General features: G+C 48.8%; 16 protein-coding genes, 1 pseudogene and 1 riboswitch. Of the genes and pseudogenes, 1 reads left to right on the top strand and 16 read right to left on the bottom strand.

The window, feature by feature from the left end; translation table 11 throughout:
• Window positions 1–70: 70 nt before the first annotated feature.
• The 4 genes from mog to moaA form a co-directional block, all read right to left on the bottom strand.
• Window positions 71–568 (bottom strand): molybdopterin adenylyltransferase, encoded by a 498-nt coding sequence (gene mog, locus ACYQ2N_RS02905; RefSeq protein WP_459997425.1) that lies wholly within the window; start codon window positions 566–568, stop codon window positions 71–73.
• A complete protein-coding gene (locus ACYQ2N_RS02910; protein ID WP_459997758.1) occupies window positions 568–1,002 on the bottom strand; it encodes an MOSC domain-containing protein in 435 nt (144 codons plus the stop codon). Before ACYQ2N_RS02910 ends, mog begins: the two co-directional genes overlap by 1 nt.
• A 107-nt stretch (window positions 1,003–1,109) precedes the next feature.
• Window positions 1,110–1,598 (bottom strand): cyclic pyranopterin monophosphate synthase MoaC, encoded by a 489-nt coding sequence (moaC, locus tag ACYQ2N_RS02915; protein WP_459997426.1) that lies wholly within the window; start codon window positions 1,596–1,598, stop codon window positions 1,110–1,112.
• 3 nt (window positions 1,599–1,601) lie between these two features.
• On the bottom strand, window positions 1,602–2,567 hold the full coding sequence (moaA, locus tag ACYQ2N_RS02920) for a GTP 3',8-cyclase MoaA (protein WP_459997427.1): 966 nt from the start codon (window positions 2,565–2,567) through the stop codon (window positions 1,602–1,604).
• 58 nt (window positions 2,568–2,625) lie between these two features.
• A riboswitch (molybdenum cofactor riboswitch) is annotated at window positions 2,626–2,763 on the bottom strand.
• Window positions 2,764–3,043: 280 nt separating this feature from the next.
• Between moaA and fdhD the strand changes: the two genes are divergently transcribed.
• Window positions 3,044–3,835, top strand: a complete 792-nt coding sequence (gene fdhD / locus ACYQ2N_RS02925) for a formate dehydrogenase accessory sulfurtransferase FdhD (protein ID WP_459997428.1) — start codon at window positions 3,044–3,046, stop codon at window positions 3,833–3,835.
• Here the strand turns inward: fdhD and mobA are convergent.
• From mobA to tsaD, 12 genes and pseudogenes are all read right to left on the bottom strand, one after another.
• Window positions 3,830–4,483: a molybdenum cofactor guanylyltransferase gene (gene mobA, locus ACYQ2N_RS02930; protein WP_459997429.1), complete on the bottom strand. Its 654-nt coding sequence runs from the start codon at window positions 4,481–4,483 to the stop codon at window positions 3,830–3,832. The two genes, fdhD and mobA, sit on opposite strands and share 6 nt — an antisense overlap.
• Window positions 4,476–4,667, bottom strand: a pseudogene (locus ACYQ2N_RS02935) (glutaredoxin family protein); the annotation flags it as partial. The pseudogene ACYQ2N_RS02935 and the gene mobA, both read right to left, overlap by 8 nt.
• A 203-nt stretch (window positions 4,668–4,870) precedes the next feature.
• Window positions 4,871–6,223, bottom strand: a complete 1,353-nt coding sequence (locus tag ACYQ2N_RS02940; RefSeq protein WP_459997430.1) for an ATP-binding protein — start codon at window positions 6,221–6,223, stop codon at window positions 4,871–4,873.
• 238 nt (window positions 6,224–6,461) lie between these two features.
• Window positions 6,462–8,714, bottom strand: coding sequence for a PAS domain S-box protein (locus tag ACYQ2N_RS02945; protein ID WP_459997431.1), 2,253 nt, complete (start codon window positions 8,712–8,714; stop codon window positions 6,462–6,464).
• 220 nt (window positions 8,715–8,934) lie between these two features.
• Window positions 8,935–9,144, bottom strand: coding sequence for a DUF1657 domain-containing protein (locus ACYQ2N_RS02950; RefSeq protein ID WP_459997432.1), 210 nt, complete (start codon window positions 9,142–9,144; stop codon window positions 8,935–8,937).
• Window positions 9,145–9,332: 188 nt separating this feature from the next.
• On the bottom strand, window positions 9,333–12,014 hold the full coding sequence (gene fdhF / locus ACYQ2N_RS02955; RefSeq protein WP_459997433.1) for a formate dehydrogenase subunit alpha: 2,682 nt from the start codon (window positions 12,012–12,014) through the stop codon (window positions 9,333–9,335).
• A gap of 20 nt (window positions 12,015–12,034) precedes the next feature.
• On the bottom strand, window positions 12,035–13,987 hold the full coding sequence (gene nuoF, locus ACYQ2N_RS02960; protein WP_459997434.1) for an NADH-quinone oxidoreductase subunit NuoF: 1,953 nt from the start codon (window positions 13,985–13,987) through the stop codon (window positions 12,035–12,037).
• Between the two features lie 12 nt (window positions 13,988–13,999).
• Complete coding sequence (nuoE, locus tag ACYQ2N_RS02965; RefSeq protein ID WP_459997435.1) at window positions 14,000–14,482, bottom strand: NADH-quinone oxidoreductase subunit NuoE; 483 nt, start codon at window positions 14,480–14,482, stop codon at window positions 14,000–14,002.
• Between the two features lie 187 nt (window positions 14,483–14,669).
• Window positions 14,670–15,263 (bottom strand): 5-formyltetrahydrofolate cyclo-ligase, encoded by a 594-nt coding sequence (locus tag ACYQ2N_RS02970; RefSeq protein ID WP_459997436.1) that lies wholly within the window; start codon window positions 15,261–15,263, stop codon window positions 14,670–14,672.
• Between the two features lie 190 nt (window positions 15,264–15,453).
• Window positions 15,454–16,368 carry a LysO family transporter gene (locus ACYQ2N_RS02975; protein ID WP_459997437.1) on the bottom strand — a complete coding sequence of 305 codons (915 nt, stop codon included), beginning with the start codon at window positions 16,366–16,368 and terminating at the stop codon, window positions 15,454–15,456.
• A gap of 179 nt (window positions 16,369–16,547) precedes the next feature.
• Entirely contained in the window at window positions 16,548–17,834 is a 1,287-nt protein-coding gene (locus ACYQ2N_RS02980) for a methyl-accepting chemotaxis protein (protein WP_459997438.1), read from the bottom strand.
• Window positions 17,835–18,246: 412 nt separating this feature from the next.
• Window positions 18,247–19,260: a tRNA (adenosine(37)-N6)-threonylcarbamoyltransferase complex transferase subunit TsaD gene (gene tsaD, locus ACYQ2N_RS02985; RefSeq protein ID WP_459997439.1), complete on the bottom strand. Its 1,014-nt coding sequence runs from the start codon at window positions 19,258–19,260 to the stop codon at window positions 18,247–18,249.
• Window positions 19,261–19,288: the final 28 nt, after the last annotated feature.

Here is a 19,288-nt window from a genome sequence, read left to right on the forward strand (position 1 = left end):
AGCCCATGCATCAGAATACGGAAAAGAGGCCGTAGCGGCCTCATCCTCTCAGAAATCCAGGTCATGTCCTTTAAGCTGTCGGCGTCCCACACTCGCTTGCTTCCCCTTTGAGGATCTCAATTCCATGGGTAAGCGCAGGAGAGACCGCCTGCCAACATTCCCGCACAGCTTTCGGGCTTCCGGGCATGTTAATGATCAAGGTATATTTCCTTATAACTGCCACCGCCCTGCTCAGCATCGCCTTGGGCGTGGCTTTAAGACTCTCAGCACGCATTACCTCTGCGATACCGGGGACATTCCGTTCCGCTATTGCCAAAGTTGCCTCCGGGGTAACATCACGCTGGGAAAATCCTGTTCCGCCGGTGGTCAGGATCAAATCCAACTGCAGTTCATCAGCCCAGCGTCTCAGCGTCTCGGCGATCAACTCCCGGTCGTCAGGCAAAACCTCATATTCCACGACTTCCCCTTCGATCTCGCGCACCAATTCGCGTAAAGCCGGGCCGGACAAGTCCTCTCTCTCCCCGCGCGACCCCTTGTCACTGGCAGTAATGATACCCACGCGGAACATTAGGAAACCACCTCGATTTTATCTCCTACGTGTACCGGTCCGCCTGTGAGAACTTTTATGAAAATACCCTCCTTGGGCATTACGCAATCTCCGGCCTGGTAGTAAATAGCACATTTATTGTGGCATTCTTTACCGATTTGAGTTACCTCCCCCAGGCTACTCTCCCCAATTTTTAGCTTCGTCCCCACCGGCAGGCTTACTAAATCAATATCTTCCGTGGTTAAATTCTCAGCAAAATCCCCCGGATGCACGTCAAGCCCTTTCTCCTGCATCTTCTTAATGCTTTCCAAGGCCAGCAGGCTTACCTGACGGTGCCAGTCTCCTCCGTGCGCATCCCCTTCGATTCCGAAATTAATTTTCAGCACCCCTGCTTCTACGTTTTTCTTACGGGTGCCTTTCCTTTCACTCGTACATACAGCCACTATTTTTCCCATTAGATTCATCCTTTCATACATGTATACTCCGGGCAAGCTGCCTTGCCCGCTCACGACGCTCCTCTGCTCGGACGGTTCGCTCTGCAAGGCAACTTGCCTGTTTTCTGTCACATCTGAGGCATGTTTTCTTCCCTGATAAAGTGTCCGCTTTTTCCTCCGGATTTTTCCGCTAAATAGATATCTTTGATTGTCATCGTCTTATCGACTGCTTTACACATATCGTAAATTGTTAAAGCGGCCACGCTCACTGCAGTCAGAGCTTCCATCTCCACCCCGGTTTTCCCGGCAACTTTGACAATCGCTTCGATCTCGACCGTACAGGGCCCTTCTAAATAAAAGTTTAATTTGGCACTGGTAATGTTTAAGGGGTGGCACATCGGAATTAAAGCTGAGGTTTGTTTCGCAGCCATAATTCCCGCCACTTGGGCAACCCCCAGGACATCTCCCTTGGCAATCTCCCCTTCTTTGATCAGCCTCATGGTCTCAGGCTTCATCTCAACCCGTCCGCGGGCTACCGCCACCCGTGCCGTCTCGTCCTTGGCACTCACGTCAACCATGCGCGCGCGCCCTTCTTCATCAAAATGGGTCAATTCCATGTCTCAACCTCCGATCTGGGACATAAGGCGTTGGTCCTGCCATTCCTCGTCATTCATATGATGTTCAGCTGGTTTCAGCCAAACACCCTTAGCAAACAAATCCCCAATTTCCGTATCACTGGCAGCACTGCGCAAAGCTTGACGCAAATCCACTTCGAAACTGCTATGCAGGCAAGGCCTGAGTTTGCCGTCCGCCGTCAAGCGCACTCTGTTGCAGGTATGGCAGAAGTGCCTGCTCAAAGCGCTGATAAACCCTATTGTGCCCTTAAACTCAGGCGGGCGGTAATATTCTGCCGGGCCTCCGCCCTGGACATCTTCGGTAGCCAGCACCTCCTGGATTCCCAAAATTTCCTGCATTTCCGCAATCGGAACAAATTCATCCCGGTCGGAAGCCCCAATCGGCATCAGTTCAATAAAACGTACATGGAGCGGATAAGTGCGTGCCAGCTCTGTAAGCTTAAGCAGTTCTTCAAGGTTTTGACTCCGTGATACTACGACATTCAACTTCACCGGATCAAGTCCGGCTTCGAGGGAGCGAAAAACTCCTTGCAACACTTGGTGCACATCCCCGCCCCTGGTAATATGCCGAAAACGCATGGGGTCCAGTGTATCCAAACTGACATTTACCCGCTGCACCCCTGCTCGTTTCAGGTCAAAAGCGTGCTCAGCCAGTAAAATCCCATTCGTCGTAAGCATTAGATCATCCACGCCAGGGATCTGGGATGCTTGCTCTAAAAATGAGAGAATCCCCTTGCGCACTAAAGGCTCCCCTCCGGTAATACGGAAACGCCGAAAGCCGAAGCGGGTACTGATGTTTATCAGACGCAAAATTTCTTCAAACGAAAGAATAGAATCGTGGGAAATCCAATTAACCCCTTCTTCCGGCATGCAGTACCGGCAGCGCAGGTTGCAGCGATCCGTGACCGAGATCCGGAGATATTCAATTTGCCTTTTGAATTGATCCTGCATACTAACCCTCGTTTCTAAAATAAAATATCCGCGGTCTGCAAATAACCGCGGACAACTGTCCGTTATTGTACAGACTCCTTTCCAATCAGGAGATATCACCGTTTCCGGTCATACCCGAGCGCCCGCTTCATGAGGCACTTGCCTGGTCACCATAGCCGCAGCTTTAGGTTATCCAGTTTCGGAGTTTATTTGGCTTTTCATGCTATTTATTCGTTAAACAACCCTGAATCCCTTTTTTAAACGCTAATTAAATCTCAAACTTTATGAGTACGAAATAATACAGATAATTCTCACATTTGCTTGATATAACACTTCTTTTAGTTTATTATAATATAGGCTTGGTTTTTTTTCTATATGCATTAGCAAGGATTCTTATATTTATTGTTACGGAGTATTTTTTTTAAAAAGTTTTTCTAAGAATAAGAATTATTTGTTATAGGTATTATCTAAGCCAGAGAGGAGGACATATTAGTTACATGAATGAAACCAAAAGTTTTGCCATACTCAAAGCGCAGGGACAGTTAGTTACAGCCACTAGTGATATCGTCGTCTCTGAAATTCCCTTAACAGTTTATTTTAATGAAGAAGAAATCGTAACTTTGCTCTGCTCCCCGGCGCAAATTGAAGAACTTACGCTCGGCTTCCTGCTCACTGAAGGGTTTATCAAAAAGCAGGAGGATCTTTACTCCCTGCGCTACGAACCTGAAGAAAACCTAATCTGGGTCGAGGGCAAAGCCCGCCCTCTTCAGAAAGAATTAATGAGCAAACGTTTTCTCTCAGCCTGCTGCGGCAAAAGCCGCGCCTCTTTTTACTTTGCCAACGATGCCCGCTTAGTTAAGCCCCAAACTTCGAATATGCAGATTACACTCCCTGAAGCTTATACCTATGCTAATCACCTGCAGGAACACCTGCCTCTGTTCCAGGCCACCGGCGGAATTCACAGCGGCGGAATTGCCCGCGCTGGGGAAATCCTGCTCACAAGCTATGATATTGGCCGCCACAACGTCTTTGACAAGCTATTCGGCAGTGCTTTTCGGGCCGGGCTCAACCTCAAAGACCATGTCATCTTTTTTAGCGGGCGCATCTCCTCGGAGATCCTGCTGAAAGTGGCCAAAATGAATATTCCGATTTTAATCGCTCGTTCTGCTCCGACCGACCTGGCCTTAAATTTGGCCCGTGACCTCAATATAACGGTCATCGGCTTTGCCAGGGGAGACCGCCTCAACATCTATACCGCCCCCGAGCGTATCAGCACGCGTTCATTATAAATTGGTGGCTGTGCCCCGCACAAGCCTATCCCACTCTTCCGGGGTGTTCACATTGAGGAAAGCGCGCGTCAAACGCTCTGCTGCAGACACTTCCCTTCCACTGGACATCCCCCCAGCTGCAGCCAACTCCTCTTCCCCTACATACCTAACCTTACACTGAGGATAAAAATCTATAATCTTAAGGTGCCCGACCCTAATATTTTCTTCAATAAAAGGGAGACAGGTGCGGCCATAAAAAGCATGCAGAGGGTTATGCCCTCCGCCTGCCTTTGGCACCACCACATCATACTCCTTCGCCCAACGGCTGAGGAAACGGATAAGCCCACTGTCGAGAAAGGGCATATCACAGGCTACAAAAAAGCTGGTCTCATACGAAGCTGCCCTAAGCCCGGCCTGCAAACCTCCGATCGGGCCTTGATCAGGCATTAGATCTGGCACCACTTTAACCCCGTATTGTTCATAGAGTTCGGGCTCATTGCTACTCAGCAAAACTTCAGTGAAAATCCCCTTTAGCACTTGTAAACTTCTTGCCACTAACGGTTTCCCTTCCAGTTCGAGGAAGGCTTTGTTCTTTTTCATGCGCGAGTTCTTGCCGCCGGCCAGAAGAATGCCGGTTGCCTGCAGCCGGCTCTCCGCTTCCTTAGCCATGGTAATCTTGGAACGCCTCCTCATATTCCCTCTGCCCAAAACCGATCAGTACCTTTTTCCCCACGCGCGTCACCGGCACAGTCATGACATCTGTCCATTCCTGCATCTCTTTGCGCGCCTTGGAAAACAGAATATTTTTTTCCGTGAATTTAATTCCTTTACCCGTAAGGAACCGCTTTGCGCGAGCACAGTGCGGTCAGATAGGAACTACATACATTACGACTTCCTCTTGCAAATCTTTTCATCTCCCACGCTAGAGTTTTCCCCGCTTCAGCTTATCACATTCCCGAAATACTGTCACGCTATCCACCCAGCATGTTTTCAAGATCTGTCCTCCATCCCACTCTCGAGACACCCTCAGCAAGCTGAAAATGCACAGCCTGGTTTTCAGAGCAGCTTGAACCTTACTTTAAAAGCTGTCCCCTGTGTTCCGCTGTCCACGCTAATCCGGGCGTTGTGCCTGTCCGCGATACTGTAGCACACCGCCAGCCCTAAGCCTGTCCCTTGCTCCTTAGTCGTGAGGAAGGGGGTTCCCAGTTTGGCCAGAACTTCAGGGACTATACCTGTTCCCTCATCCTCAACATCCAAGATCACTTCATCCGCTTCAAGCAAAGTCCGGATCGTGAGAGTCCCGCCGCTGCCCATAGCCTCCAAACCATTGCGGGCCAGATTAAGTATCACTTGCCTAATTTCTTTCTCATTGAGCAATAGCTTGGGTATTTCATCCAGGTCCAGTACCACTGATTTTTCTTCGGCAACGGCATTTGCTTCGATAAGCGGATTCAAGGCTTTGACAATTCCGTTTAAGTCTTGCTCTTCAAACTTTTCGTTTTTATTTCGTCCCAGGGACAAGAATTCTGTAATAATAGAGTTCGCGCGATCCAATTCCTCAATCATCAGGGTGTAATAATCTTTATACGCTGCACACTCCCCTTTGACACTCAGCATTTGCAGGAAACCGCGCACAGTGGTCAAGGGATTCCTGATCTCATGACTGATCCCGGCAGCCATCTCCCCCACCAGATTAAGGCGGTCAAAGCGCAGCATCTCTATTTCAAACTTTTTATGTTTCGTAATGTCCGACCCTACCACCAATAAACAGTCTTGCCCATCAAGCTCTATTAACTCGGTTGAGATAAGCGCAATACGGATAAGGCCTTCTTTCGTAAGAAAAGATAGCTCATAATTGCGCAGTTTTCCTTCATGCAAAACCTTTCGTTCTAACGTGGTTAGGTCTTCTGCGGTCGGCCAGATCTTAAGTTCGCTATAACTCTGGCCCAGAACCTCAGCTCGCTTGTATCCGGTGGCAGCTACAAAGCTCGCATTAACATCCAGAAAAAACCCATGGTCAAAATCAACGATACACATGATACTCGGGCTGGCACAAAATGCTTTATAAAAACGGGCGTTGGCCCTAATTAACTCCTGAGCCCGCTTTTTAACAACGTCTAGCACGGGGTCAAGCTCCGGCAGAAGCCCGCGGATAGGCTCCGGGTCGTTCTGGGTCAAGGCCTCGGCAAAAGTCCTCAATCCTGCACCCAGGCGGTTAAAAACACGCCAGGAAAAGTAAGTGGACAGGGCCAGCGTCAAAATCCCTGCCACCAAGATCATTTGCGCTGAAGCAGCCGGAAGCAATACCGCTAAAAATATAACCGGCCCAATAATAAGCACCATCATCCATATATAGACGAGCTTGGTGATTTGCATAGGAAAAAGCTTTCTTCTTAGTCTGACAAACATCTTATCACCCTCATTAATGCAGACAGTTAATTCCTAATTTTCTGCATCCCTGAGTTTTTTCCTCTAGGACTAAAGTCTCAGCTTTTAGTTATTAAAAATTGTTTAATATTATAATAAGATCCATTTAGACTTAAAGAGCGTGAAAACGACATGAGTAAACAATAAAAGCTGTAGCCTAGCCACAGCCTCTGCTCCTGAAAGCGTACTTAGTTCTCTTGCTCTCGCTCCTGTAATCGTATTAATTCTCTTTACCCTGCATCAGCGCAAACTTCACTGAAAACACCGTACGGCCTGGTGAGCTTTCAACCGCAATCTTTGCCTGATGGCGGGCAGCGATACTGTAGCATACAGCCAAGCCCAGCCCGGTTCCTTGATCTTTGGTCGTAAAAAAGGGAGTTCCGATTTTAGTCAGGACATCCAGCGGAATACCCGGCCCATTGTCCTCGACCGCGAGCACAACTTCATCCCCCATGCGAAAGGTCTTAATTCCTAATACTCCTCCAGGTCCCATCGCTTCCAAAGCGTTGCGCGCCAAGTTGAGCACGATCTGCCTAATTTCTTTCTCACTGAGCAAAAGCTCAGGGACGATGTCAAGCCTGAGATAAAGAGATTTCCCTCCGCTCAGAGCATCTGCTTCGATCAAAGGCGCGAGCGCGGAAATGATGGCGTTTAAATTTTGTATTTTCAGCTCCACCGGACGGTTGCGGCCCAAAGACAGGAATTCTGAGATAATAGAATTAGTGCGGTCGAGTTCTTCAATCATCAAATTAAAATATTCTTTGTATTTTTCCAGATCTTCTTTCGCCGAAAGCATCTGCAAAAAGCCGCGCACCGTTGTCATGGGGTTGCGAATTTCATGCCCTATCCCTGCAGCCATTTGCCCGACCAGGCTCAGGCGCTCGTAATGCAGCATTTCTTTTTCAAAATGTTTACGTTCAGTAATGTCAATGATTGCCACCAGGAGGTACTTCTTGCCGCTAATCTCTATTTTTTCGGTGGCAGCCAAGCCAAAGCGCTCCTGATCGTCTTTGGTATGGAACTTAACCTCGGAATTATGTATGGCATTGACCTCATCCCCTTGTTCCTTAAGGGCATAGCATTGATCAAAGATATCACAATATCTTAAACTTTGCGCATCCTTAATAACTTCCGCACGCGCATACCCTGTAAACGAGAAGAAACTCTGATTAGCATCAATGATCTGGCCGTCTTCTAAATTAACAATTAGCATCAGACTGGGACTCGAATGAAAAGCTTTGAAAAACCTTTGTTCCGATGCGCGTAAAGCCTCATTAGCAAGCCTGCGGTCGGTCACATCGCGCAGGAAAACGGAGAGTCCTTCTTGCGCTGGGTAGATATGAATCTCTAACCATTTGTGTGAGCTCTCCCCATAGTCCTCATAATGCAAGGGAGTTTTCTGCTCTACTGCCTGTTGAAATTTCTTCTGCATGCCTTCATGCCCCGGTATCTCCCAGATGACTTTACCCACAAGCTCGTCTCTTGTACCTCCCAGGAGAATTTCAGCCTCATGGTTGACATAGGTAAAACGCCAGTCAGAGTCGAGAGCAAAAAAAGCTTCGGAGATACTTTCCAGGATAGCACTCATCTCACGGTTAATTTGAAAAAGTTCCACCTCCGCCTGCTGGCGCACACCGATTTCTTCCTGAAGGTGGCTATTAAGCGTAATTAGCTCCTCATGATGTGCCTGTACCATTTCCAGAATGGTATTCAATTCCGGAAAGTCCCCATGTAAAGTGGAAATACGATTGTCTACGGTGCGTTCAGCAAAAGTTTTTAGAGCTGCGCGCAATTGCCGGAACACTCTCCAAGCCTGGAAAATACCTGCGAGCAAAATCAGAGCGCCAATTATGAAAATATCGCGGACCTCGATCAGCATTTCTTCGATAGCGTCATACATTTTATAGTTAGTCCAAGCATGCCCGACTATCACACCATGGTCAAAGATAGGATAGGTTTGGTTAAGAATCGGTTCCCCCCAGAAGACAGAACGGCTGCTGTACTTTAGTTCAGGCTTGCCGCTTTCATAGACACTGAAATAGGGATAATCGTGTGGAATCGGTTTAAGCAAGGATTCCTTAAATTCAGGGCCAATAGCCACGATACTGTCAAGCTCTATCGAATAGTACCCAAGGCTCATATGAGGCTGAATCGAACTAAATTCATTGACGATGGGCTGAAGAGCTTTATTAAGCACTTTCACCTTTTCTGCTGACGGCTTGTCCAACGCACCCTCCCGGGCGAGGATATCATTAAAAGACCCGGGCAGCTTCTGCACCAAGTTAAATGAAACATCATATAGTTCTTCACTAAGGTGGTCTTTGCGGGACGCCCACGATTCAAACGGAACAACCACGGCCAGAATAAGCATGGGCGCTATGATCAAGGCCAGCATTGCAACATAAACTCTCTTAGTAATTGCCATGGGAAAGAGTTTTTGCCGGACGGTTTGCCACAGTTTCTGCTTACACAACTCGAAACACCAACCTATCGCAGCAGTACAAAGATGTCTTCATCTGAACCAAGGATTTCGGCAGAGCTTTCCAAAACTCCTTCTGTAAATTTGTCGTATTCAAAAAAATTTGATTATTGATAAAGTTGTATCGTTCTTTTTGGATAATTTGCAGATAATCTTGCCTTCTGGAATTAAGAAGCAGTATCTAGCATTTTGCTGATACTGCTTCTTAATTTTTTTAGTTCATTGGCTTGTTCATATTATTGTTGTCCGTCACATAGTTCAAGCGACTGTTGAGCATGTCTATATGACGCTGCATATCCTTAGACATATCCTGAAACATTTGCTTGGCTGATTGGTCTTGAGTCGATTGTGAGAACATTGAATATGTCCCCAGGGCAGCTTGAGCGCTGGCAACTGCTTTTTGCAGGTCTTGCTGGACAGTCATGGAAAACCCCTCCTTGGAAGATGATTTAAGCTTTGCGAGCCTCTTATAGTATGGAATAATTTGCGCATAATTATGTTCTCAGAAAACTTTGCCCTCAAATCGTTGAAAGGAAAAAGGGCTGAAGAACCATACTAAGCTCTTCAGCCCTTAAATGTTTGTTATTTTAGATTTTGGATGCCATATGACCTTTACCCAATTTTGCTGACTTTGACACCACAGACTTTGTATTCATACGTCTTGGTTATGGGGTCATAGGCAGCATTCGTAAGCACATTGGTCGGAGACTCTTTGTAGTGGAGAGTCATCCAGAGCATGCCGGGCAGCACGCGATCCGTGACTTTAACCTTCGTCTCAAGCTCGCCGCGGCGGGAGGCTACTTTGACCTTTTCTCCGTCCTCAATCCCCAGACGCTTCGCATCCTCAGGATTAAGTTCGGCCAGTTCCTCCGGCGCATAGCTCTCCAGAGATTTAGAGTTGCGGGTCATCACGTTGTAATGTGAAAGCTTGCGCCCGCTGCTTAAGAGAAGCGGATATTCTTCATCCGGCAGCTCATCAGGCAGTTTGTAGTCGATGACCATAAAGAGACCTTTGCCGCGCGAGAATTTCCCTTCATGCAAGAACTTGGTTCCGGGATGCTCCGCAGTCGGCACCGGCCATTGCAGCCCTTTGTTGCCGAGGCGTTCATGCGTGATGCCCGCGTATTGCGGCGTGAGGGCAGCAACTTCCTTCATCACAGCTTCCGGACTTTCATAGTTGAAAGCATAACCTAAGCGGTTAGCGATAGCACAGATGATCTCCCAGTCAGCCTTGGAATTGCCAATCGCTTCAATCGCCTTGTTGACCATTTGCACGCGGCGCTCGGTGTTGGTAAAGGTTCCGGTCTTTTCAGCAAAGCTGGCTCCTGGTAGAATGACGTCAGCCAGTTTGGCAGTCTCAGACAGGAAGATGTCCTGCACCACCAAGAAATCGAGGGACTCTAAGGCATGGCGCACATGGTTGGCATCAGCGTCCGTAAGCACTGGGTCTTCACCCATGATATACATAGCCTTGAGTTCTTTCTTGGCCGCAGCTTCGAACATATCCGGAATCGTAAAGCCCAGCTTCTCACTCAAAGGCCGCTCCCACGCTTCCTCGAACTTCACGCGGGCAGCAGCGCTGGTGACGTTCAGATAGCCGGGGTAAACATTTGGCAAAGCACCCATGTCGCAGGCACCTTGCACATTGTTCTGCCCGCGCAAGGGGTTAACCCCGGAGTTTTCCTTGCCAATATTGCCGGTAAGCATGGACAGGTTGGCCAGGGTCATAACGTTGTCTGTGCCGTGGGTATGCTCGGTGATGCCGAGGGTGTAGAAGATCTGAGCCCTCTCTGCCGTCGCATAAATGCGTGCAGCTTCCACCATCTGCTCTACCGGCACTCCGGTGATTTTGCTGACAACTTCCGGCGGGAATTTTTGAAGGTTCTCTTTGAACTTCTCAAATTCTTCCGTGCGCTCAGCGATGAACGCTTTGTCTTCCCAGCCGTTAGCCAGAATGATGTTCATAATCCCGTTGATGAGAGGAATATCGGTACCTGGACGCAGGCGCAGCCAGAGGTCCGCTTTCTCCGCCAGTTCAATCTTGCGCGGGTCAACTACGACCAGCTTGGCTCCGCGGGCAAGCGCTTGTTTCATTTTGGCCCCGATAATCGGATGAGCCTCAGTGGCATTGGAACCGACAACGAACAATACTTTGGAATCGGGAATTTCGTTGATGGAGTTGGTCATTGCACCTGACCCGAATGTGGTGGCCAGACCGGCCACAGTGGGAGCGTGTCAGGTCCGGGCGCAGTGATCAATATTATTGGTTCCGATCACCGCGCGCGTTAATTTTTGCATCAAGAAGTTTTCTTCATTGGTACAACGGGCTGAACTTAAGACTGCAATCGCATCCGGCCCGTAATTTTCCTTGGTTGCGCTAAGTTTTGAAGCAACTAAGTCCAAGGCTTCGTCCCAGGTAGCGGGTACGAACTCGCCGTCCTTTTTAATTAAAGGTTCGGTAATGCGATTGGGGCTGTGGACCATGTCGATGCCGAAGCGCCCTTTCACACACAGGTGGCGGCCATTCACCGGAGCTTCCGGATTGGAGGTGACCCCGATCACTTTCCCGTCTTTGACGTTTAAGTCAAAGTTACAGCCGGTGCCACAGAACGGACAGGTTGTCTGTACTTTTTCAACTTCCCAGGGACGGCCTTTCCCGTTCATTTCCTTTTCCGTCAAGGCGCCAACCGGGCACACCGCAACACAGGAGCCGCAAAAAACGCACTCGGATTCACTGTACGGAACATTAAAAGCCGGGCCGACTTGAGTATTAAACCCGCGGAAAGAGAAGTCAAGCACACTCCGTCCCTGCACTTCTTCGCATGCCCTTACACATTTGCCGCAGAGGACACACTTGTTCGGATCACGCAGGATAAAAGGATTGCTGTCATCGAGCGGAAGCTGACGTTTCTCTCCTTGGAAGACACTGCCGGTAACTTCATAGTCATACGCATATTGGGCTAAAGCGCAATCTCCCATCTTCTGGCAGGTCATGCAATCAAGTGGGTGATTAGCCACCAGTAATTCGAGAATTGTTTTACGCGCCTGACGTATTTTCTGATTTTGCGTACTCACAACCATTCCTTGCGTAGCCTGGGTCACGCAGGAAGGAGGGAGGTTGCGCATTCCTTCGATCTCTACCACACACAAGCGGCAGGAACCGACGGGAGTAAGTTCCGGGTCATGACATAAAGTGGGAATCGGGATATCATTCATGCGGCAGGCGTCTAAGACAGTCGTCCCTTTGGGGACACTGACTGCGCGCCCGTCGATGGTCAAGGTGATCCATTCCACTTCTCTCACACTCCTTTCAATTAAGCTCTTACCACTGCTCCAAATTTACACTTGTCTAAGCAAGTTCCACACTTAATACAAGCTTCAGTATCGATCTTATAAGGTGTGTTCTTATCGCCGCTGATGCAGCTAACCGGACAGCTACGGGCACAAAGGCCGCATTTCTTGCATTTCTCCTCATCGATGCTGTAGCTGAGAAGAGCTGAGCAGGCATGGGCCGGACATTGTTTGTCATAAATGTGAGCCTCGTACTCATGGCGGAAATATTTAAGTGTCCCCAAGATCGGGTTGGGCGCTGTTTGTCCAAGCCCGCACAGCGATGTATTTTTGACAACATGCGCCAGATTCTCCAGAGTATCGAGGTCTTCTTCCTTGCCTTCCCCTTTAGTGATCCGAGTCAGAATTTCCAACATCCGTTTGGTCCCTTCGCGGCAGGGAGTACATTTGCCGCAGGATTCTTTCTGGGTAAAGTTCAGGAAGAAACGGGCGATGTCCACCATACAGGTGTCTTCGTCCATGACGACTAAGCCCCCGGAACCGACCATTGCCCCTGCTTGAATCAGAGTGTCAAAGTCTACCTGCAGATCAAGCATATTTTCTGGAATACACCCCCCGGACGGACCCCCGATTTGCACGGCCTTGAATTTCTTGCCGTTTTGCACACCGCCACCGATGTCAAAAATAATCTCACGCAGGCTCATCCCCATCGGCACTTCTACTAAGCCGGTATTGTTGAGCTTGCCCGTTAAGGCGAAAATCTTCGTGCCCTTGCTCTTGTCCGTACCGTACTGAGAGTACCAGTCTGCCCCATGGCGGAGAATATGAGGAACATTGGACCAGGTTTCCACGTTATTATTATTAGTCGGTTTCCCCCACAGGCCTTTTTGGGCAGGGAACGGCGGACGCACCTTTGGCATGCCGCGGTTTCCTTCGATGGAAGCCATGAGGGCGGTTTCCTCACCACACACGAACGCTCCCGCTCCTGCTTTAACATGAAGGTTAAAGCTGAAACCAGAATTAAGAATATTGTCGCCGAGAAGCCCTACTTCTTCCGCCTGTTTAATCGCTATTTCGAGGCGTTTGATAGCGAGCGGGTATTCAGCCCTGCAATAGATATATCCTTCGTCAGCGCCAATAGCAAAGGCGCCGATAAGCATCCCTTCAATGACAGAGTGCGGATCCCCCTCAAGCACACTGCGGTCCATGAACGCGCCAGGGTCCCCTTCGTCTGCGTTACAGATAACGTATTTTTTATCACCTTCAGCTTGGCGAGCAAAACTCCATTTGAGCCCGGTCGGGAAACCGGCACCGCCGCGGCCACGCAAGCCTGATTTCTTAACTTCTTCAATCACCTCATCCGGCTGCATTTCCTGAATCGCCTTGGCAAATCCTTTGTAGCCGTCCTGGGCGAAATACTCTTCGATCCGCTCCGGATTGATATGCCCGCAGTTATGCAGAATAATCCTGTCTTGCTTCGCATAAAAAGGAGTGTTGTTATACGTGGTAGCTCGCTGGTCATTGGTCGGATCAACATAGAGCAGGCGGTCTACCCGCTCCCCTTGGATCAGGTCTGTCTCCACAATCTCCGGAATATCCTCCGGCGTAACATGGGTATAGAAAGTCTGATCAGGCTCTACAATCACAATTGGGCCCTGTTCACAGAAACCGTGGCATCCTGTCGGCCTCGTAGAAATGGTATGATCAAGGCCATGTTTCTTTAACTCTCCATCCATAATGTCGATAAGACTATGTGCGCCGGAAGAAGCGCACCCCGTACCCGTACAAAAGAGAATCGCTTTCTTGTCCGAAGTTTTCTCGGTTTTAATCTCGGCAAGCAGACGTTGCCTTTCCGCTTTGCAGTTCTCATCATCATGGCAAAGCGGTCCTTCGGTCAGACAGCGCACATAATCTTTGCAAGGGGTTTCTGCGGTGTGCGTACAGCGCTCGCAACAAGGATCTAACAGTGACTTCATACTTCTCCCCCCTTACTCGTATTTAGCTAAGACCTTGGCGACCTTTTCCGGGGTCATCTTTCCGTGCACAACATTGTTCACGGAAAATACCGGAGCCAAACCGCAGGCACCAATGCAAGCCACTATTTCCAAAGTATAACGGCCATCTTCAGTGGTGCCGCCATCTTCAATCTTCAACTCTTTGCCGATGGTTTCCAGAACCTTGCCTCCACCGCGGACGTGGCAAGCAGTACCTAGACATACGCGCACGACATTTCTTCCCATTGGATGCAAGCGGAATTGGGCGTAAAAGGTCACAACTCCGTAAACTTTGGCCAGTGGCAGGCGGAGTGCTTTGCTGATTTGCTTAAGCACATCGGCCGGCAAATAACCGTAGATGTCCTGTGCCTGCTGCAGCACAGGGATCAAAGCTCCTTTTTGCGTTTTATACCGATCTAGCAGTTCCTCAAGTTTAACTTGTTTCGGATCTACTAAATCTTCGTGAACTGCACTCACTCGAACTCCCTCCTCCTTAAATATTTTTTTAGTTCAACTGCGCTCCAGTTGGAACAATCCACCTGAAGTATGTCTGTTTTATCAGCACTCGGAATCATCGAACTCCGAATTAGTGCTCGAACTAATAAACCCCAGTTTCTCCTTCTAAACTATTGAACTCCGCTTAATGCACTAACTAGCCGGGCTTCTAGAAGCGGTGAACCGCATCCTCCGTTACGAGGGCGGTCATCTTCTGATCATGCTCCTCCACAGGAATCTGAGGCAGTATCTGACAGGAAAAAGCCACCGCCATCCGCGGCACCCCTAGCCGCAGACGCTTAAAGAAACGGTCATAATAACCCGCGCCGTAACCCAAGCGGTTGCCGCTCATATCAAAAGCAGCCCCCGGCACGAGCACGAAATCTATCTCAGCGGGATCTGCCTCAACCAGTGCGTCTTTCTTCGGTTCACGGATACCCCACATCCCGGGTTCAATGTCTTGCTCCATATCTCTTACAATAGCAGGGATGAGTATCCCTTGCGGTCCGCAGCGGGGCAATATCAGTTTTTTCTTAAGAGCCAAGCTTTCTAGAGCAAGGCCGGTTGTCTCCACTTCATCGCGAAAATTAAGGAAAAGCATAACCGTTTTCGCCTTCTGATATTCCGGCAAAGTCAAAATCTTGGCCGTAATCCTGTCGCTCTTCAGGGCATGCTCCTCCGCGCTCAGTGCTGCCCTCCGCCCTAACACCAACTTGCGCACTTGGCGTTTTTCATCCATAAGCGGGGAACTTACCGCAGGCATCCTACTCCCTCCCCTCTGTATTAATTGTAACAGGCTTGGCAAATGAAGCGAGTGTGAATCCGGAGTAGTAAATATAGCCTGAACTAGCTTAAAAAAGGGCGCAAAAATAGCCTAACATATAAAATATTCGAGCAATACCTGTAAATTCCTTCTTTTACAAACCAAAAAATCTGTGCGATGTGCGCTACGCTTAGCCTAGCAGCAAAGGCACAATGATCGGCACTAAAGCAGATAAACAAATCCCATTCACTAAAGCAACTACAGCCACTCCCGGTGGACCCACCGCTGCCAGCAAAGGCAAGGTTGTATCCATGGTCGTGGCTCCTCCCGGTGCAACCAGAGCAAGCATGCCCACCCGGCGGCTGAGCCACGGAATCAGGATAATGGCCAAAAGCTCGCGCACAACATTACTCAAAAAAGCGATTGTACCTAAAGAAACAGAATGTATTTGCGTAATTAACACGCCGGAGAGAGAGTACCAGCCAAACCCAGCCCCTACTGCTCCTCCTTCCAGCCAGCTCCAGCCCAGAACCTTACCGATGGCCATGCCGGCGGCCACACTTCCGACAGCTACCCCAATCGGAGCCAGAAACACTTGCCAGCCTAGGCGGATTATTTGCCGCCATATTTCTTTATTAAGACCGAGATCAAGCCCGACTGTGACCAAAGTAAAATTCAGCGCTATCATTGTAGCTATACTTAAATGCTCTGTGCGCACGCCCGGAAAAACAAAGCGTCCTAAAATCACTCCGATTCCGAAAGCACTCAGAATGAGTACCGTCATTCTGTAAGGATGAGCTTGAGCTCCATTGCTCCCTTGTTCGCTCAGCGATGTCCTCCGCCTTGCTAAAAGAAATTCAAGACTTAGCACCAAAGCCAGACTGGCAGCTACTGAACCTGCGGCAAATATCAAAGCCTGCAAGCCGTAGTTCCCTAGCTGAGATAACGTCTCTCTGTCCGCACCTAAGCGAATTCCCATGCTTAAGAGCAGAACCATTACGCTCAATGTCATACCCTTACTGCTTAAGGCCAGAATCCTGGCGGGCAGCCATCTCTGCCAGCCCAAGATTACACCGCCGGCTAGGCAGCTAAACAAGACCCACACTCTCTTCACTCACCTCTTAAAACCGCGTAAAAAAGGAGTCCGTGATCGAACTCCACTAAATATTTTTGATCTGAAATCAATTTCCTTCTCTATTATAACAATTAAAATTTATTTTTGTAAGATGTATTTTTAGTTAATTTCAAGTTGTCGATTGGCAAGAATCTGTTTGTTGTATTAACTTAGTTTAATCTAATACTTTCCAGATGAGCGGTCATGATGCGCACTGATTCATTTAAAGCATCTGCCTGTTCTTCCAGAGTCTTAAGTTCCGCTACCTGCTGCTCAACCATACTCCCTACCTGGAGGGCACAGCTAGTGGAATTTTCGCTGAGATCACTCAAGATTTTCATAGCCTGGGTCACATTGTCTGCTCCTTGGGTGGCTGACTGCAGTTCATTCTTAGCGGAACTCATGCTGTTTTTTAATTCCCGCGCCGCAGCCTCAATCTGGGTAAAGACTGCGCGTGCTTCTACCATTGACAACCCTTCTGCTTCCAAGGTTGCCACACTTTCCTGGGTTGATTTTACGGCTGCACCCACCCCGGCTTGCATCGTATGCACTAAATTTTCAATTTGTTTAGCCGCTGAAGCAGAAGCCTCAGACAGCTTTTTGACTTCTTCAGCGACCACCCTGAACCCCTGCCCTGCTTGCCCGGCCCGGGCCGCTTCGATGGAAGCGTTGAGGGCCAGCAAATTCGTCTGGCCGGAAATGTCCTGAATCAAACGCACAATTCCGCTAATTTTATGAGAATGTTTTTCCAGTTCGAGCACGACATTTTGCGCATTATTTACCTCTGTTTGCATATGCTGCATGCCGGAGTTAAGCTGTTCAATTAAGCCGTGCCCCTGGCTCGCTGTGCCCGCAAACTGCACTGCTGAAGCAGCGGCTGTATTTACCAGTTCCTCCGCTAATGCCAGCCCTTTGCTCATTTTGCCCATAACCTGGCTTACTTCCTCAACTGAGCCCAGTTGCTGCTTGGCATTACCGGCATACTGGTGCGAAATCTCCAAGGCATGATCGGTTGCCTCCTCACTCGTGAGCGTAGCCTCCCGCACTTGTTCGCTGATCATTTCAACTTCCTGTGCTGCATTTTGTGTATCTTTCACCAGCTCCGTAAAATTTTCAGCAAGTACTTCAATTGAATGGGCAAGTTGGCCGATTATGTCCTGACCCTGAAGGCCAATCTTAACCGTAAGATCTCCCTCTGACAGTTCCTTTACTTTCTCAGTCATGCGCTGAATTGGATTATAAAGCACACTGCGGGCAATAAAATAATTCATGATGCCCAGAATCAGACCTGCAATTAAGCAGCTGAATACAAACAATGCGGCTCTTCCATTCTTAATGTCAACAAACAGTTTTGCAAATAACGGGAAGATTATCCCCATTAAAATCCCCATAGAAAGCATCGTAATTAGCATTTTAAGCATTGTAGGCATCGACTTTTGCTTGTGATCTGAGCCCATACTTCCACCTCCAGCGCTTGTTGACTTTTTCACTTAGTATTGCCTTGTTCTTATTCGCTACTTTCTAGTTTATTCCTGCTTTATACTTCAATTATACAAAGGAAAACTCAATGGAATGTATTACTCTATAAAAAATACTGGATTATGCGAAGCCGCTTTGCTGTTCGGTCAAGATATTCATAACTTATCCCCATAAACCTCCTTGATTTCAAGCATGAAGTACACACTTATCCACATTATCCACAGGAACTGTGGGTAACTATATACTTTTTATCCCCAAAGGGAGGAAAAGCGCAAACCCGCATTCCATAGTTATTCACAAAGTTATCCACATTATCCACAGAACAGAATATCCACAGAACAAATGTTGGGGCGAACCCCTTCACAATTCGACAGGATTCAACATGAAACTTTATGCCAAACCAAGCCCGGGCACGGCGTTGAGCGTCCAAGGGGCAAAATCCCCCCTTAGGTAGCGGTAATACCCAGCAGCGGCTATCATGGCACCGTTATCCGTACAGAGCAGGGGTTTAGGATAAACGAGGCAAACTTCCCGCTTGTCCAGTTCTTCTTTCAGGGTTTGACGCAGCAGAGCATTAGCCGCGACGCCTCCGGCCAAAACAACGGTTTTTACCGGCATCTGTGCTAACGCCATGAGAGTTTTCCTTACCAACACGTCAACTATCGCCTGCTGGAAAGAAGCTGCCAGCTCTGGAATCTCAAGCGTTACCCCTTTCATGCGTGCAGAATTGAGCGTGTTAAGCACAGCTGACTTCATCCCGCTAAAGGAAAAGTCAAGGCTCTGTGGTTCGAGCATTGCCCGCGGGAACTCAAAAGCTCTTGGATTTCCCCCTGCAGCCGCTTGCTGTATCTGAGGGCCGCCCGGATAACCGAGTCCCAGTGCCCGCGCCACTTTGTCCAAAGCCTCACCTGCAGCGTCATCACGCGTGCGGCCAAGTACTTTAAAATCCCCATGCCCCTGAAATAAGATCAGATTAGTGTGCCCGCCCGATACCAGTAAAGCTAATAAAGGAAACTTAAGCTCTGGAGCCTCCAGGAAATTCGCATAAACATGCCCTTCAAGATGGTTGATTCCCAGTAAAGGAACGCGCGCGGCATAAGCCATTGCTTTAGCCCCTGCCACTCCGACCAGTAGCGAGCCCACCAAGCCCGGTCCATAAGTTACGGCAATTCCGTCAAACCCTTCAAACCCCAGCCCGGCTTCTTTGAGAGCGGTTTGCACTACCGGCTCAAAATGAAGACTGTGTTCGCGCGAGGCTATCTCAGGCACTACACCCCCGTATTTCTGATGTGTCCGCACCTGGGAGGAAATGATGTGGCTAAGAATCTCCCGACCGTTGCGCACCACCGCAGCCGAAGTCTCATCACAGCTCGTCTCTATGCCCAATATGTAAATATCGTTCATGCTCCACCCGCCGTTTGCAAATTTAATA

This window comes from Paradesulfitobacterium aromaticivorans (assembly GCF_054657415.1).

What these genes read in the sequence shown, in the direction of transcription:
- mog (WP_459997425.1), bottom strand. Translation starts at nt 568, where the DNA reads ATGTTCCGCGTGGGTATCATTACTGCCAGTGACAAGGGGTCGCGCGGG.
- ACYQ2N_RS02910 (WP_459997758.1), bottom strand. Translation starts at nt 1,002, where the DNA reads ATGGGAAAAATAGTGGCTGTATGTACGAGTGAAAGGAAAGGCACCCGT.
- moaC (WP_459997426.1), bottom strand. Translation starts at nt 1,598, where the DNA reads ATGGAATTGACCCATTTTGATGAAGAAGGGCGCGCGCGCATGGTTGAC.
- moaA (WP_459997427.1), bottom strand. Translation starts at nt 2,567, where the DNA reads ATGCAGGATCAATTCAAAAGGCAAATTGAATATCTCCGGATCTCGGTC.
- fdhD (WP_459997428.1), top strand. Translation starts at nt 3,044, where the DNA reads ATGAATGAAACCAAAAGTTTTGCCATACTCAAAGCGCAGGGACAGTTA.
- mobA (WP_459997429.1), bottom strand. Translation starts at nt 4,483, where the DNA reads ATGGCTAAGGAAGCGGAGAGCCGGCTGCAGGCAACCGGCATTCTTCTG.
- ACYQ2N_RS02940 (WP_459997430.1), bottom strand. Translation starts at nt 6,223, where the DNA reads ATGTTTGTCAGACTAAGAAGAAAGCTTTTTCCTATGCAAATCACCAAG.
- ACYQ2N_RS02950 (WP_459997432.1), bottom strand. Translation starts at nt 9,144, where the DNA reads ATGACTGTCCAGCAAGACCTGCAAAAAGCAGTTGCCAGCGCTCAAGCT.
- nuoF (WP_459997434.1), bottom strand. Translation starts at nt 13,987, where the DNA reads ATGAAGTCACTGTTAGATCCTTGTTGCGAGCGCTGTACGCACACCGCA.
- ACYQ2N_RS02970 (WP_459997436.1), bottom strand. Translation starts at nt 15,263, where the DNA reads ATGCCTGCGGTAAGTTCCCCGCTTATGGATGAAAAACGCCAAGTGCGC.
- ACYQ2N_RS02980 (WP_459997438.1), bottom strand. Translation starts at nt 17,834, where the DNA reads ATGGGCTCAGATCACAAGCAAAAGTCGATGCCTACAATGCTTAAAATG.
- tsaD (WP_459997439.1), bottom strand. Translation starts at nt 19,260, where the DNA reads ATGAACGATATTTACATATTGGGCATAGAGACGAGCTGTGATGAGACT.